The sequence below is a fragment of the Paenibacillus sabuli genome (genome assembly GCF_014705605.1).
GTDB classification, from domain to species: Bacteria; Bacillota; Bacilli; order Paenibacillales; family Paenibacillaceae; genus Paenibacillus_D; species Paenibacillus_D sabuli.
In genome coordinates this window covers 1-16,111 of sequence record NZ_JACXIZ010000023.1, presented here as the reverse complement: position 1 = coordinate 16,111, position 16,111 = coordinate 1, and the positions used below count along the sequence as shown (strand labels likewise).

Genomic DNA, 16,111 nt, shown 5'->3' with positions numbered 1-16,111 from the left:
TGATATACTCATAAAATAAATGGGTTTATGTTGGAATGGGGGGTTGAGCAGGCATGACGTTTCCCATTGAGAAGCTAAAAAGGCTGCGTTATAACGAAAAGCAGTTTTCAGAGGCTCTGCATTCCTTGTCCAAAGCAATCGGTGAACGTAATTTCAATGAATATGTCAGGGATGCTACCATTCAACGATTTGAGTATACGTATGAAACGGCCTGGAAAGTTTTAAAATCTGTATTATCTTTTCAAGGTGTCGAGTTGAGACATCCGCGCGAGATTTTTTCCGAGGCATTTGCTTCAGGGTGGATTGAAAACCCCAAGCATTGGGAGGCCATGATTGAGGATCGCAACTTAACGACACATACGTATAAAGAACGGACAGCTCAAGCCGTATATGCAGCAATTTGTAAGGAGTATTACCCGGAATTGCAGAGGCTCCAGCATGCCATAACAAAGGTAATCCAGGAACATGTTGAACCTCTCGATGAAAACAGGGGAAAACCGTGATGTCGCAGCTACCTGAATCAGTTTTCAAGCGACTCTACGCTGTATTTTTAGACGAGGCTGCTCTGGAACGTGTCGTGTTGTTCGGGTCGCGGGCGCGCGGCGATCATCGGGACAATTCTGATATTGATCTGGCGCTGTACGGCAAGGATATCCCATTGTCCATTCACACTCAATTAAGGGATGCGGCGGGATTGTACAAGCTGGATATTGTCAATATGGAAAACCTGGACAACGCCGAGCTGCACCATGAAATCGAAGCGGACGGGCAAACCCTATATACCGCCTATTACGCACATCGAGCCGAGTCAGCAGACAAGAATCAGTGGCAATTGCTAAACTCGCACTTGCTTGAAGTCGGTAAAAGGGCCGCCGAATTTGCAGCGCACTTCAAAGCCGAGAAGTGGGGGGAGCTCGCAGGGCGACTGCACGATGCGGGGAAATTCTCGGAAGCGTTCCAACAGAGACTGAACGGCTCTCCCGTTCGGGTTGATCATTCCACCGCCGGCGCCCAATATGTACACAAGCAATGGGGAGGCGACTCGATCGCGCACATTGCGGCTTATGTCATTGCCGGTCATCATGCCGGATTAGTTGATTTTGGAACCGCAGGCTCTGCGAACGAGCGGGTGCTGGCCAGAAGGCTTGTCAAAGAGGGACTTCCTTCTTACCGAGCAGCGTTGGAACAGCACATGCCCCGGGCCGCTGGCGACCCGATGCCGCTTCCCTTAGTCCCTGGATTTCATGCAGGCATGACGCTTTCCATGTTTATTCGCATGCTGTTCTCGTGCGTCATTGATGCCGACTCCTTGGATGCGGAGAGATATGCCAACCGAGCCCGCGCCGAGCTTAGGGGGCGGGCGGCTTCCATGTCGCTTTTGTTGGAACGGTTTGAAGGCCACATTTCCGATAATTTTGCAGCCCCTGAAAAGAGAATCGATACCGTTCGATCAGAGCTGCTGAAGGCGTGTATGGCCCGCGCCGAAGGCGAACAAGGGCTGTATACGCTCACCTTGCCGACGGGTAGCGGCAAAACGCTGATTTCTCTCGGCTTTTCTCTCGCCCACGCTGTTCATTGGAAGTTGCGCCGCATTATTTTCGTCATTCCGTATACAAGCATTATCGAACAGAACGCAAAAATTTACCGTGATATACTGGGCGCCGATCAAGTGCTGGAGCATCATTCCAACATCCGGCACGAATCGTCCGATGACGACTGGGAGCAGATGGACGAAACCCGAAAAATAAAGAAAAAGCTTGCGCTCGCAACTGAAAATTGGGATCTTCCTGTCGTGGTTACGACGAATGTGCAGTTTTTTGAATCGTTGTTTGGCAATACGCGTTCACGCTGTCGAAAGCTTCACAATTTGGCTAACAGCGTCATCGTGCTGGATGAGGCCCAGATGATGAACGGACAATTTTTCAAGCCGTCGCTGTATGCGCTCGAGGAATTAGCTAGAAATTATGGGAGTACGATTGTGTTCTCCACAGCAACCCAGCCGAACTTGTCATCACTGTTTGCAGGTTCCGGAAATCAAACTCGGTCAAGCGTAGCTTCTCCTCTGCCCATCCAGGAACTGATAGGCGATGTGTCACCCGGCCGCTTCGAGTGCTTCCAGCGTGTGCGCCCGCTAATGCTCGGCCGCCAGGATGATGACGCGCTAGTGAACCGTCTGGCCGGGCACCGTCAGGCAATGTGCGTTGTTAATACCCGTCAGTCGGCAAGGGAACTGTATGAGAAGACGCTGGAGCGCATCGGCGATCCCACAGTCGTCTTTCATCTTAGCGCGCGAATGTGTGCCAAGCATCGGGAGCATCGACTGAGAAGAATTCGGAGGCGGCTTTTCTGCAAGCTGCCTTGTGTTCTGATCAGCACCCAATTAATCGAATGCGGGGTTGATATCGATTTTCCCGTTGTTTATCGCGAACTGGCCGGGCTGGACTCCATCGTGCAAGCTGCCGGGCGGTGCAATCGCAACGGGGAAGGATCAATTGACGAGTCCTTTGTCTATGTGTTTGAACGGTCGACGCCGAACCCCAATAGCTGGCTGCGCACAAGTGCGGATATTGCCAAAGAAGTGATTGGAACGTATGGGGAAGATTCCTTTTCTTCCGCGGCCATTCAAGCATACTTTGCCAAGGTCTATCAGTACCAGTCATTGGGACGATCATCCGAAGACAAAACGGACAAGCATCAGATTATGGCGAAGTTGAATGATAAAGCCGCGTATCTGGAGTTTCCGTTTGAAACCGTCGCACGATTGTTCCGGCTCGTGGATAAAACGACCAAGCCTGTCGTTATCGGATATGACGCGTATGCCCTGCAGCAATTGGAGCGACTGCGACAGACGGATCGAGTGTTCGGCATTCTGCGCAGCCTTCAGCCTTATGTTGTACAATTGGATCCTGATGAATTTAAAGCTTTTTGCAAAGCCGGCCTGGTGGATGAAATTCGGGAAGGGGTTTTTGCGCTCAAGCACCCCGATCAATGGTATCTAAAAGACTTAGGGGTTCGTCCGTTCTCAAAAACGCTTGCTGAGGATGAGTAATTGGTCACTTGACGTTACGATTCGCCAGTCCGTAAAATAGAGGATGTTCTAGTCGCCCTTCGGGGTTGTGGGTTGAAACAGTAGGTTGCAATCTATTCTTGTAAAAATGACACTTTCATCGAGGGAAGTGTCATTTTTATTTAAGATGGGTTCAGTAGTTAACAATCTATTTTGTATACCTAACTTCAGTAGTTTTATTCTATCTTTTAAAATTACAATTATCAATTGACTTGCATAGTTTGATTCTGGTAAACTTGCGATGAAGTAAAAAATATAGGAAAAAAATTATAAGAAAGGAAGGGGTAAACTATGAACATCTTCCAAACTCTCTACCTCATGCTTGTATTCGGCTCATTCATTCTTTCGTTGCTTTCGTACGTTTCCTACGGTTCATACAAGCACAGGCCAACCTCGATTTAGAAAAGAGGTTGGCCTGTGTTGCTTACCATCAATCACACACAGCTTAGAGAACTTCAGAAGAGAGGTGCACCAACACTTCTCTTCTCCCCTTTGATGCTCTTACAAGTATACCACAGTTCCGCTTTTTCGTTTCGAGAATATCGATAAGGAGGGGAAGTGCAGTGGGTTACGGAATTAAACTTCACGTTTGCGGCGATTACGCCTGTTTCACCCGGCCTGAGATGAAAGTGGAGCGGGTGAGCTACGATGTCATGACGCCATCGGCAGCGCGAGGTCTGCTGGAAGCAATCCACTGGAAGCCCGCAATTCGGTGGGTGGTGGGTCGTATTCACGTCTTGAATGAAATTCGCTTCGAGAACGTGCGGCGCAACGAGATCGAGAATAAGATTTCGACATCGGCCATCAAAAACGCGATGAATGGAAAGACGGCCACGCTCGCCCAGGTCGTGACCGAGGAGCGGCAACAACGTGCTACACTCATGTTAAAAGCCCCCGCCTACCTCATTGAGGCGCACTTTGATATGACGGCTGCCGCCGGAAGCGAGGATTCCCCCGAGAAGCATTACAACATCTTTTTGCGCCGCGCCCGCCAGGGCCAGTGCTTTCATCGTCCTTATCTGGGCTGCCGCGAATTTGCCGCTCACTTCAAGTTAATCGAACCCGATGAGGAAATGCCCGTCAGTTTCTATTCGGACAAGCCGGACAAGGACTTGGGCTGGATGCTCCACGACATCGATTTTATGAACAACATGACCCCGAAATTTTTCCGTGCCGAAATGCGCCAGGGCATTGTTCGTGTCCCGCCGTTTGCCGAAGGGGTGTGACGAGCGATGATAATTCAAGCGCTCCATCAGCGGTACCACGATTTGCTAGCCGACCCCGATTCTGAAGTGAGCCCTCTTTATTTCAGCTTGGGGAAAGTCACCTATGTGTGCGATCTGACGGTAGATGGCAATTTGCAATCCTTCAGAGATATTCGCGACGAATCCGGCAAAAGAAAGCAACCGGTAAGATTCATTGTCCCGGAGCAGTCTAGTCGCTCCAGCGGCGTTGTCCCTTACTTTGTGTCGGACAAGGCGGAATACGCGCTCGGACATTATCCGGTTATGTCTAATGAAGCCGCAACGCTTAAAAAGCGTGCGGACGCTCGCAAGAAATACGAGGCGGCCAAAGCGCTGGCCCTGGACGTACTAGCGGATGTGGACGACGAAGCGGCGCGCGCGCTGTTATTGTTTTACGAACAGTGGGACCTCGCGCTCGTACGCGACCACCCGCTGCTTCAACCGTACATGGAGGATTTGGATAAAGGCATTGATACAAATGTGATTTTTGCATTTGATATGGTTCCCATTCATGAATCCCCTGCTGTTCGATCAGCCTGGATTCAATATCGCGAACAGTCGAACACCGCTTCCGAATTCGACGGTCAGTGCTTGCTCACGGGTGATGCGGACGTATCGATCGCCAGAACGCACGACAAAATTAAAGGCGTGCGCGGCGCGCAATCGGCAGGGGCTTCTCTTGTCTCGTTCAACTTTCGCTCGGCGGACTCCTATGACAAGGAACAGAGCTACAACTCGCCTGTCAGCAAGGCGGCGGTGTTCAGCTATACGACTGCACTGAATCATTTGTTGGCTTCGGACACCAATCGCAAGCTGATCGGCGATATGACGGTCGTCTTCTGGGCAGCCACCAGGTCCGCGGAGGAATCGACCAGTCCGTTTGTTCAACAGGTTTTTCAGTCTACCTCGACGCCTCAAGAAGACACAAGGACGACAGCACTGCTTGGTGATTTGCTTGACCGTGTACGTCAGGGCAGACAACTGAATCCGAATTCAATTCCCAATCAAGATATTCCTTTCGGTGATACTCCTTTCTATATTCTGGGACTATCCCCGAACAACGCTCGAATCGCCGTGCGCTTCTTTTGGCAGGGCAGCTTTGGGGACCTGGTTCGAAAGCTCGCCCTGCATGCTTATGACATGGCGTTACCCGCGCAGACCAGCGGCTACCGAGAAAACCCGTCCATTGATCGAATTGTGGCCGAAACGATGCGCGTCGGGGCGGATGGCAAGAAGGTCGGGGAAGAACCTCCCAAGCGACTTGGCGGGGAACTGCTGCGCGGCGTTCTGCAAGGAACCGTCTATCCACGCTCGATCTTTCTGATGATCATTAACCGGATACGGGCGGACGGATTGATTACACATTTGCGTGTCTCTATTCTGAAAGCCTATTTAAATCGCTACAACCGATTTCACACCGATTCCAAGGAGGAAATGCCGTTGAGCCTGGATACGAACGAAAACCAGAATCCTGCTTATCGCCTCGGTCAATTGTTTGCCGTGCTGGAGAAGGCTCAGCAAGAAGCCGCTTCCGGAAAGCTGAACGCTACCATCAAAGACCGCTACTTCAGCTCTGCATCCTCTAACCCCGGCGCTGTGTTTCCGATCCTGATTAAGCTGGCGCAGCATCATATGAGCAAAGCTCGCTACGGCGAATTGCGCGATCGTGAAATAGCCGGAATTATGCAGCAAGTAAACGGCTTCCCCGTTCGTCTTGATGTGCATCAACAGGGCATATTTATTCTAGGCTACTACCATCAGAAGCAAGCCTATATCGCTCAGATTAAAGCGGCAACCGAAGCCAAACAGGAAGCTGCAGGAGCGTTGAACGCGGAAGAATCCGAAGAATAAAATCCAATTCCGAAAGGCGAGATGAACAATGTCGACAATGGAAAAAGAATTTCTCGGTCAAGCCGGTAGCACCGAACTGCTCTCCAAGCGTGTCGAATTCTCCTTGTTTTTTGATGTCATTAACGGCAATCCGAACGGCGACCCGGATGCCGGCAATATGCCGCGGATCGACCCGGAAACCGGCAACGGCATCGTGACAGATGTCTGCTTGAAGCGAAAAGTGCGCAACTTCATTGAACTGACGCGCGGCGGCGAGGAAGGCTTCAACATTTATGTGACTGAAGGCGGTGTCCTCAATGAGCAGCATCGCAAAGCTTACCAAGCGTTGCGACCTGGCGATGCGGATAAAAAAGAATTGAAACCGAAAGATAACGAAGAGGCTTCACGCCTAACCAAATGGATGTGCACCAACTTTTACGATATTCGTACATTCGGTGCCGTCATGACAACGAAGGTCAACACAGGTCAGGTCCGCGGCCCGGTTCAATTTACGTTTGCGCGTAGTCTCGATCCGATTTTCTCGCAAGAGGTCACCATCACTAGGCAGGCCGTCACGCAGGAAGGGACGGAAAAGGGACGGGAAATGGGCCGCAAGCATGTCGTGCCGTACGGTCTTTATCGCATGGATGGATACATCTCGGCTTACTTGGCGGATAAAACCGGATTCACGAATGGAGATTATGAGACGCTGCTCGAAGCGCTGGTCAACATGTTCGAGCATGATCGCTCCGCTACCCGAGGTCAAATGGCGGTGCGTAAGCTTTTTGTATTTGAGCACTCCTCCAAGTTAGGAAACGCGCCTGCCCACCGGTTGCAAAGCCTAGTGAAAGCTAATAAAACGACTGATATCGTCCGTTCTTTCGACGATTACGAGTTTACAGTCGATCGCGAGTCTTTGCCGGAAGGCGTGCAACTTATTGAGCGCGAATAAGCTTTTGGGCCAAGTTTGAGCCCATCTAAACGAACAATCGCGTTTTGTAACGGCGGGAGCGCAGGCTTCTTGCGCCCTCGCCCGCATTGACACCCAGCCCATCCATATGTTTAAATGATTAAACGAACAAACGAAAGATGGAGATTATAGATATGAGCCAAGAATATGAGCAAATGGACCAACAATTCAAGAAGTATGTTCCGTTATTGGATGCATTGAAGGACGAAAACCGTCATGCCATTATTCTGTTGCTTGCCCAGCATAAGGCGGGACTTAATGTGAATACGATCGCCGAGCATATCCAATTGTCCAGACCTGCGGTCTCGCATCATTTGAAAGTGTTAAGACAGGCAGGCTTTGTGGCGTATACCAAAAAGAATGTCGAGAATTATTATATGCTGACGATCCGAAAACCGCTGGACGAACTAAAGGGGTTGATTGCAACGATTGAAGCACAGTGCAGCCAATCCTGATCATCAATAGCCAACTTAAACTTTCTTTTTTTGAATAATTGGTTCATAAGATTAAACGAATAAACAAATAATCAAAATGAGGTGCCCCCGATGAAAGCGATGGTCATTGAGAAATATGGAAAACATGTCCCCTTGGTGTTAAACGAGCGTCCGATGCCAGTCCCCGGTGAACACGAGGTATTGGTGGACATTCGCGCTGCAAGTCTGAATCCCATCGATTATAAAATAAAGGAGGGGAAATTAAAGCTGCTGTTAAAGTATCGGATGCCCTTAATTTTGGGGAATGATTTTTCCGGCGTTGTGGTCAAGGTGGGAGCCAAGGTCGATCTATTCAAGCCTGGAGATGAGGTGTACGGAAGACCGCGAAAAAACAGAATCGGAACGTTGGCGGAATATATCGCGGTTCATTCGGATGACCTTGCGCTAAAGCCGACGAATCTTAGCTTTGATGAGGCTGCATCGATCCCCCTGGTCGGGTTGACCGTTTATCAAGCCTTCCATGATATTGTTCACCTGCAAAAAGACCAAAAGATTCTCATTCATGCGGGTTCCGGAGGCGTAGGCACGTTTGCGATTCAGCTGGCCAAAACGATGGGGGCTTATGTCGCGACTACAGCCAGCGAAAAGGGCTACGATCTGGTGAACGCATTGGGAGCGGATCGCATCATCAACTATAGAGAAGAGGATTTTGCGGAGCAGCTAGAGGGATATGATGCCGTGTTGGACACGTTAGGCGGGGAAGTGTTGGGAAAATCCTTTCAGATATTGAAGCCGGGCGGCCAGATCGTGTCGGTCTCCGGCACGCCAAATGCCCGCTTCGGAAAGGAAGCGGGCTTGGGACCGTCGAAGACCTTTCTCTTATCGCTGGTCAGCCGTCGGCTGACCGCACTTGAGAAAAAGACGCGGACGCGCTACCATTTCTTGTTTATGAGGCCCGACGGGGCGCAACTGCAGGCGATCAAGGCGCTCATCGAAAAAGGGCGTATCGTTCCTGTGATTGATCGGGTGTTTACGTTTGCGGAAGCCCCGCAGGCCCTGGACTATCTCGAAGGCGGGCGAGCGAAAGGAAAGGTAGTCGTATCCATGCCGCCACATGCATGATCTTCCATGACCTCCCGCGCGTGCTGCCTGCTTGCGCATGGGCTCAGCCCATGCGCTTCCATTGCTTCCTTCGATAACCGTCTCCATGCCGAGCGCATGAGCCTCATCACGCGCCCTTCAGCCCCGCGCCATCGCATTCGAGAGGGCATCCGGGAAGTATTTTCCTGCCACTCGCAAAAATTTGGACATGCCCGGCACGACCCGTTTTTTGTTGCGCGCCATGCCTTGGATCCCATGCTTGACAAGCGTAACCAGGCTCATATTTGGAATGCCGCCGCCGCTTTGGGCGTCCGATTGAAGATTGGTTTCCGCAACGAGCGGCGGGACGAGCTCCATGACGTGAATGTTGGTCCCCGCTTTCTTGAGCTGGATGCGCAGCGCATCGGTATACATATGCACGCCTGCCTTGGTCGCCGAGTACACCGGGTGAATGGGTGACGTGACGTAGGAAAGACCGGAGCTCACGGTTACGATCATGGCTTCGCTTTGCCGGGCCAATTGCGGGAGCAGCGCTTTCGTCATCCAGATCGTGCCGTTTAGGTTCGTGGCGACCTCTTCGGTAGCCTGCTCCATATCGAGGTTATCGTCCATCCAGTTGAATGCGCGCATAATGCCGGCGGAGTTGAACAGGATCGACACCTCCGGGTAACGTTCACGGAGGAAGGCGGCCATTTCGCGCACGGCGCGCACATCGGAGACGTCGCCTTGCAGCCCGATCAGCCCTTTATGCTTCGTTGTAATCTGATTGAGGGTGGCTTGGCTCCGTCCGATGACGATGACTTGATTGCCGAGCTCCAGCAGCTTTAAGGCAAAAGCAAGGCCAATCCCGGAAGTGCCGCCGGTCACGACGACGGTGCGATTGGAAAGGTTCATTACATCCACGCTCCTTATGGGGGTTACGTTTTTTAGAAATTGTAACTTGAGAACGGCTTAAGCATACATTGGCGAGTTACAAAAGTCAATAGTTGTAACCCAATGCATGAATCGCTATAATAAAACCATGAAAACATTAAGCAGAGCGCGCATTATGGAAACCGCGCATCGTATGGTTGTGGAGCAAGGGATGGAGAAGGTCAATCTGTCAAAAGTCGGCGCTAAGTTGGGGACGACGCATGCAGCGATATACAAATATTTTTCGGGCAAGGAAGAGCTGTGGACCGAGCTGGCCTTGTCCTGGCTGGATCACGAACTGGCGCGGCTTTTCCCATTCGACACGATGCACTATACGTCCAAAAAGGACATTGTGCACGACTGGTTGTGGGTGCTAAGTCAATCGAAATATGACGCTTATGTGCGCGAGCCTGAAATGTTTAAACTATACACCGCCTATATCGATCGAAATCCGGCCGTACTGGCACGGCACATCAACGATTTGGTGGCCAGCTTGAAGGCGGCCAGCGGCATCGCGGACGGCGGGCGCCTGGTCGCCATCTTGATGGCGTTCTCTTATTTTTCTGCGCCGGCTTATGCGGATAATTGGCTGCGCATGGACTTCCAAGCGGAATTCGAAGCCGTCTGGAAGCTGATCGAAGCGGGAGTCGAGGCGTAGTCGAACATAGAAAGGCCTTTCCCACATGCGGGAGGGCCTTTCTTGGCGCTCTGACGGCTACTTAAAGGCGCCGCCGCTGGATCACGGGAGCTGCAACTATGCTTGCTTCACCAGTAAGCGCTGATCCGTACGGCCTGCCCCCGTTAGCGCCACGATGTGGGCGAAAGTCAGCTGTAATGGACAAGGGAGACGCTTAGCGCCGTTTTTTGGCTCCCTTCTACGTGTAACGGTCACCAGCGACGCTTAGCGGGGATGATGAGACGTGTAGGCGGCGGAAATGGCCGCTAAGCGTCGCTGGTGTCCATTAGAGCCACCACCAGCGTGCCACCCACCAGCGTGCCACCACCAGCGTGCCACCACCAGCGTGCCGCCAACCAGCCGCCACCACCAGCGTGCCGCCACTCGGCGTAGCGCCGCCCTGTACCCGGCCGGGGCCGCCCCGCAACGGGCCGCACCTCTCTTCCTGCACTCGCCCGCTTACTCTGCCATCTCCGAAAGGCGCCGCCGCCGATGAATCACGGCAACTCCAACCGATCGATGGAATCGTCCCTCCAAAGCCTCCGCACGGTTGTTCAGTCATTTTTCAGTGCGGGAGCTTATAATCGTACAAAGCCTGGATGAATGGGTTACAGTAAGAGATTCGGGTACGTAGGGGAGGGAATTGGCTTTGCGTTCATTCGTCACAAGTCTACTCATCGGCGTGCTGGTCGTCGCCGGGATGTCCATTTCCGTTGTGAGAGCGGAGCCGGTTGCAGATTGGGAGCAACTGGGCGAGCGATTCGAGATCTCTGTAAATGCCTCCGCATACACGTACGAAGGCGCGGTGTATGTCGCCTATCGCAATGAGCAGGCCCAGATCGCCGTGAAGACATTCAATGCGGCAAGCGGGGAGTGGGAGGCGGTGGGGCAGAACGGGGGACACATTTCCGTCTACAATGGATATAACCCCAGGATGTATGTCGACCAAGGGGAGCCCTATGTGATCTTCAGCGATCAACAATCGGGGAATCGCGTCCTGGTCAAAAGGTACAACGAAACGACGGACCAATGGGAGACCGTCGGATCTGCCGGATTCTCGGACGACAGAGCAGCGAATATGTCGCTGGTCGCATCGGGCAGTGATACGCTGTATGCCGCATATATGGAGCAAGTCGGCGCCGATCGTTATCTGCCCATGGTCATGAAATACGAGGAGGGAACCGGCGACTGGGAGGAAGCCGGGGGTGCCTCCGTGATCCGCGATTATGTCGCAAGCGAATCCCGCGAATTAGGCGACATCGTCCTCCAAGCCGATGGCCACTTCGTTTATTTGGCGTATGTGGAGATGGACGGCCGTCCGTCGAACCGAACCGTGAAGGTATGGAGATTCGACGAAAGCAACCCGGGCGCAGGATGGGCGGAATTGCGCGGGGACAGCGGGACGCTGCCAAAGATCCGGAATATGCATCATTTATCGATGGTTGTCTACAAAAATATACCATATGTGACGTACGAGAATCAGCTTGCTGACGTCGTGATCATGAAGTTTCAGGATGGCGAGTGGTCCAACGCCGCCGACCCGATCGAAGACGTGTTTCGCCCTCGTCTCGTGGTGGAGAACGGTGTCCCCTATTTGTCGTACTTCGAATCGGACATCTATTATGAGGACGACGGCGCGAATCATCGCTTGCTCGTCCAAAAATTCGACGGCGAGCACTGGATGCAGGTGGGCAGCGCGATCCTGCCCACCCGTGCGGGAGAGACGCTTACCAATTACGGGCTGCAATTCGATCACGGCGACCTCTATGTGCTGTATGCGGAATTCTGGGAGCCGGATTGGACGTTCTATGCCAATGTGAAAAAGATTCGCGAGGCTTCGCTGTACCTGCCTTCGCCGATCCTGTCTGCGGCCGGGCCGAAGGCGGCGGGAAGCACGGCGGTCATCACGTTCGCGGACGATCCCGCCTGGCGAAGTGCCATCGGCAGTGTCCGAATCGATGGCGAGGCGCTGACGCCAGATGTTGATTATACGATCGCGCCCGGCCGCTTGACGATCATTCGGCCGGAGCTGCTGCCTCCGGGCAAGCATGCGATCACCGTCCGGGCGGAGGGGTACGCCTTGACGTCCGCCGTTCAATCAATCAGGCCGGACGCGCCGGGCGATGTGCAGATCAAGGCGGCGGGCAACCGATTCGTCGATCTGTCTTGGCCGGCGGTGGATGGAGCGGAGGCGTATACGATCTATTACGGGACCGACGCCGATGTGACGGCCAGCTATATCGGCCAGCTCACAGTGAGCGCTACCCAGACCCATTATCTGATCACGAAGCTGACCAACGACGAGCTCTATTATTTCGCCGTCGCCGCTTCAGCCGACAACGTGGAGAGCGAACCGTCCGGTACGGTGAGCGCCAGACCGACATACGCCCCAGGTCCAGACGAATGGGCGCCGCTGGGCAACCGATTCGCCGGCTTCCAACCGCAGCTCGTCGCCGACGGGAACGACTTGTATGTGGCCTACCGCAATAGCCCCGGCGGTGATGCCGGTGTCCGGAAATATGTCGAGGGCACGGGATGGACGGTCATCGGCGAGGGGAAGATCGCTGAGCTGAATGCGTACGCTCCTTCCCTCGCCGTAGATGAGGGCACCCCGTATATCGCCTATGCGGATCAGAGCGCAGGGGACAAGCTGACCGTCAAGAAGCTGGAGGGAGGCAACTGGCAGCCGGTCGGCACGGAAGGATGGTCGACGGGCGCCATAACGGGGAGCGCCCTCGCCGTAGATGGGGGCGTGCCCTATGTCGCTTATCTGGAGAGCGGACTCCCGGTCATCCAGGTCTATGACGAGGAGACCGGCTGGGCGCCTGTCGGCGCCCCGGCGTTGCTGGAGGGCGCGCGCGCCGGTAGTCTGGCCATGAAGCTGCATCAGGGCAGCCTGTACGTCGCGTATATCGATACGGAAGGGCGCAAGGTCCGCCTCGTCAAGTGGGAGGAAGCGGCCGGCTGGCACGTGCTGGACACGTCGGCGTTCCCCGCGGCGGTCTCCGGCGGCTCGGTGTCCTTATCCCTGGAGGCCGGCCTCCCGTATGTCGCCTACCCGTCCTCCGCCGGCATCGAGGTGTGGAGAGGGACGGGTGCGGAGGCATGGGAACGGCTGCCTGCAGCCGACGACCGCTATACGTACGCCCTCTCCGTCTATGTCGACAGCGGGTCGCCGTATCTGGTCTATTCCACAGGCCCGGATAGCTACTACACCTTGATCGTCAAGAAATACATCAACGGCGCCTGGTATCCGGTCGGCGATCCGATTCGGCCCGAGTCGGGTCGCGCCGGCAGCTACGCTATCCGGGTTCATGAGGGGAATCCGCTCCTCGTCTACTATAATGGCCACCAGGAAGTTGAAACGAAGCAGTACGCCTATACGTGGTGCGAGGCGACGTTGCAATACGCAGACGAGCGGGCGGATACGGCACGGGCGTTCCCGTGCGGGGAGCCGCTCCCCCGTCCGGCCGATCCGGTGCGCACGCATTACCTATTCAGTGAATGGCTTCTTGAGGGCGGGGCGCCCTACGACTTTCGGCAGCCGCTCGCAGCCGATACGACGCTGCGGGCGTCATGGAAGCTGCCCGCCCCCGGGAATATGCGGATCGTCGGCAGCGAGGACGGATATGTGGAGCTCGAGTGGGGTTCGGTCGACGCGGCGTCCCGCTATGCACTCTACGTCGGGACGGAAGCCGGGAGCTACGACACTGAGCCAATCATCGTAACGGACACTGCCGGCAGGGTGGAAGGACTGACCAATGGCGTCGCCTATTATTTCGCGGTCAAAGCGGTGAACGACGAAGCGGAGAGCGACTACGCTACCGAGGTGTCCGAGACCCCCGTGACCAAGCCGGACGCGCCGGCCATCGTCAAGGTGGAGCCGGGTAACGGAGAGGCAACGGTCACATTTGACGCCCCCGAGGACGATGGAGGCAGCCCGATCGACCACTATGAGCTCACGGTCTACCCGGGGGAGACGACGGTCACGGGGAGTGGCAGCCCGATCACCGTCACCGATCTGGACAACATTCGCGAGTATCGGTTTGCCGTCGTCGCGGTTAACGCGGCCGGCAAGAAGAGCGAGCCCTCGGCGCTCTCCGCTCCGGCGATGCCCTTTGCCTCGTGTTCCGTTTCCTTTCATTTCAAGGATGACCGATTGCCCGTGGAAGAGGCCGTGAAATGCGGCTTTGCCGCCGAGCAGCCGGACATTCAGGCACGGAGCGGCTACACGCTGGCAGGATGGACGAATGCGGCCAACGGCGCGTCGTTTGACCTGAGTGCCACTCCCATCGAAGAGGATATGGTGCTTGAGGCGAAGTGGCAAATCGACCGGGCGCAATTGGCGATGAATCAATGGCATGTGCTCGGCGTCGGCCAATCGCCTGCAACGAATTCTGCCATCGATGCGGGCAGCGGCGCGCTCTACGCGGCGGAGGTCCATGGCGGTCGGATCTCAGTCCGGCAATATATAGAAGGGGATGGCTGGTCCGATGTGGGCCCGCGCGGATTCGCCGAGACGGGCGGCCTCCCGGTACAACTGCAGGTCGACGGCGGCACGCCCTATGTGCTCTTCGGAGATCTCGGTTTTCCGGGGATCTTGACCCTCATGAAATATGATGCGGCAGACGAGGCATGGACGGCTGTCGGCGGACAGGAAGTAATGAGCGGCACGCTGCTCAGCTTCGATCTGCATGTGGAGGATGGGACGCCTTACGTGTACGCGTGGTATTTTGATTTCGCAGCGGGGTTCACGTCCAAGGTATTGAAGTATGTCGGCGACGAGACGGGAGCCTGGCAGGAAGCGGCGGGCTTGCTGGCCGATAGCGCTTCTGTGGCCTCCATCATGCGGATGGACGGCGACCGGATCTACGGCGCCCTGATTGAAGCGGATCATTCGATTCGCGTCAAGCGGTGGGACGAGGCCGGGGAATGGGTGGATGTTGGCGGCCCCGGCGCCGCTCTGGGTACAGTTGGCGGAAGCCTGAGCTTCGACCTTGTCGTCGAGGGAGGCCGTCCTTATCTGGCCTATATTTCGAATGATCACGCCATCCAGGCCCTGTCGTTCGCAGAGGGGAGCTGGCACGCGCTCGCCCCGGTCGAGGTGGACGGGACACCGGAGCAATTGGCCGTCGAAGTCTATAACGGGGGGCCGTACTTGCTGTATGCCTATGAGCAGCCCGATCACACCAAGAAGACGGCTGTGGCGCGATTGGATGACGGTGGCTGGGAGGTCGTGGGAGACGAATGGACGACGGCGGGCGGGCGCGCTGACGAGCCGCAACTGCGCGTCGTTCGAGGAACGGCATACGCGGCTTATAGCAATGGCAATTCCGAACAGGTCATTCGTGAATTCAAGCTGCCCCTCTGCCGCGTCACCTTCGACAGCAGCGGAGGCACGGCGGTGCCGGACCGGACGGTTCCTTGCGGCGAGCGGGCCGGCCTGCCCGTACCTGCGCCGCAAAAAGCGAATTATACCTTCGCCGGCTGGTACACGTCGCCGGAATTGGCGAGGGCGTGGGAATTCGACCGTGATGTCGTCACGGCGGACACCGTGCTGGTCGCGAAATGGAACTGGAATTATGCAGACGATATCCTGCCGATCGGGCTCGCAGCATCGGCGGGAGACGAGCAGGTGACGTTGACCTGGAACGGCGCGCCGGATACCGTCGCCTACAGCGTGTATGTGAAGACTGCGCACGGCAGCTATGGCGATGCTCCGGCAATCACGGTCACGGGCGCTACGTACGAGGCGACGGTGCAAGGGTTGCACAACGGCACAGCGTACACCTTTCAAGTGAGCCTGATGAATCGCGACGGGAACACGGCGAATTCCGAAGAAGTGGTCGCCACGCCGCTCGGCCCCACGCCGCCGGA

At 55.1% G+C, this 16,111-nt stretch carries 11 protein-coding genes; 10 read left to right on the top strand and 1 reads right to left on the bottom strand.

Annotated elements, in window-relative coordinates; all coding sequences use genetic code 11:
* The first annotated feature begins 53 nt into the window (after positions 1-53).
* From IDH44_RS14390 to IDH44_RS14360, 8 genes are all read left to right on the top strand, one after another.
* Complete coding sequence (locus IDH44_RS14390; protein WP_190918778.1) at positions 54-503, top strand: HI0074 family nucleotidyltransferase substrate-binding subunit; 450 nt, start codon at positions 54-56, stop codon at positions 501-503.
* The gene (gene cas3 / locus IDH44_RS14385) at positions 503-3,049 is read left to right on the top strand and encodes a CRISPR-associated helicase Cas3' (protein ID WP_190918776.1); all 2,547 of its coding nucleotides are present in this window, start codon (positions 503-505) and stop codon (positions 3,047-3,049) included. The genes IDH44_RS14390 and cas3 overlap by 1 nt, the downstream gene beginning before the upstream one ends.
* A 309-nt stretch (positions 3,050-3,358) precedes the next feature.
* Positions 3,359-3,469, top strand: a complete 111-nt coding sequence (locus IDH44_RS26580; protein ID WP_223869681.1) for a putative holin-like toxin — start codon at positions 3,359-3,361, stop codon at positions 3,467-3,469.
* A gap of 161 nt (positions 3,470-3,630) precedes the next feature.
* Positions 3,631-4,293 (top strand): type I-C CRISPR-associated protein Cas5c, encoded by a 663-nt coding sequence (gene cas5c / locus IDH44_RS14380; protein ID WP_190918773.1) that lies wholly within the window; start codon positions 3,631-3,633, stop codon positions 4,291-4,293.
* Between the two features lie 6 nt (positions 4,294-4,299).
* Complete coding sequence (cas8c, locus tag IDH44_RS14375) at positions 4,300-6,162, top strand: type I-C CRISPR-associated protein Cas8c/Csd1 (RefSeq protein ID WP_190918771.1); 1,863 nt, start codon at positions 4,300-4,302, stop codon at positions 6,160-6,162.
* Positions 6,163-6,190: 28 nt separating this feature from the next.
* Positions 6,191-7,093 (top strand): type I-C CRISPR-associated protein Cas7/Csd2, encoded by a 903-nt coding sequence (gene cas7c, locus IDH44_RS14370; RefSeq protein WP_223869680.1) that lies wholly within the window; start codon positions 6,191-6,193, stop codon positions 7,091-7,093.
* Positions 7,094-7,245: 152 nt separating this feature from the next.
* Positions 7,246-7,566, top strand: a complete 321-nt coding sequence (locus IDH44_RS14365) for an ArsR/SmtB family transcription factor (RefSeq protein ID WP_190918769.1) — start codon at positions 7,246-7,248, stop codon at positions 7,564-7,566.
* Between the two features lie 90 nt (positions 7,567-7,656).
* On the top strand, positions 7,657-8,667 hold the full coding sequence (locus IDH44_RS14360) for an NADP-dependent oxidoreductase (protein ID WP_190918767.1): 1,011 nt from the start codon (positions 7,657-7,659) through the stop codon (positions 8,665-8,667).
* 117 nt (positions 8,668-8,784) lie between these two features.
* Here the strand turns inward: IDH44_RS14360 and IDH44_RS14355 are convergent, their stop codons facing one another.
* Positions 8,785-9,540, bottom strand: a complete 756-nt coding sequence (locus IDH44_RS14355) for an SDR family oxidoreductase (RefSeq protein ID WP_190918765.1) — start codon at positions 9,538-9,540, stop codon at positions 8,785-8,787.
* Positions 9,541-9,694: 154 nt separating this feature from the next.
* Between IDH44_RS14355 and IDH44_RS14350 the strand changes: the two genes are divergently transcribed.
* Positions 9,695-10,216 (top strand): TetR/AcrR family transcriptional regulator, encoded by a 522-nt coding sequence (locus tag IDH44_RS14350; RefSeq protein ID WP_190918763.1) that lies wholly within the window; start codon positions 9,695-9,697, stop codon positions 10,214-10,216.
* 667 nt (positions 10,217-10,883) lie between these two features.
* Positions 10,884-16,111, top strand: a 5,228-nt coding sequence (locus IDH44_RS14345; protein ID WP_190918761.1) for a fibronectin type III domain-containing protein, incomplete at its 3' end; no start/stop codon positions are given.

Bases quoted from the DNA above. Each gene is read 5' to 3' on its own strand.
- IDH44_RS14390 (WP_190918778.1), top strand. From the start codon at position 54: ATGACGTTTCCCATTGAGAAGCTAAAAAGGCTGCGTTATAACGAAAAG.
- cas3 (WP_190918776.1), top strand. From the start codon at position 503: ATGTCGCAGCTACCTGAATCAGTTTTCAAGCGACTCTACGCTGTATTT.
- IDH44_RS26580 (WP_223869681.1), top strand. From the start codon at position 3,359: ATGAACATCTTCCAAACTCTCTACCTCATGCTTGTATTCGGCTCATTC.
- cas8c (WP_190918771.1), top strand. From the start codon at position 4,300: ATGATAATTCAAGCGCTCCATCAGCGGTACCACGATTTGCTAGCCGAC.
- cas7c (WP_223869680.1), top strand. From the start codon at position 6,191: ATGTCGACAATGGAAAAAGAATTTCTCGGTCAAGCCGGTAGCACCGAA.
- IDH44_RS14365 (WP_190918769.1), top strand. From the start codon at position 7,246: ATGAGCCAAGAATATGAGCAAATGGACCAACAATTCAAGAAGTATGTT.
- IDH44_RS14360 (WP_190918767.1), top strand. From the start codon at position 7,657: ATGAAAGCGATGGTCATTGAGAAATATGGAAAACATGTCCCCTTGGTG.
- IDH44_RS14355 (WP_190918765.1), bottom strand. From the start codon at position 9,540: ATGAACCTTTCCAATCGCACCGTCGTCGTGACCGGCGGCACTTCCGGG.
- IDH44_RS14350 (WP_190918763.1), top strand. From the start codon at position 9,695: ATGGAAACCGCGCATCGTATGGTTGTGGAGCAAGGGATGGAGAAGGTC.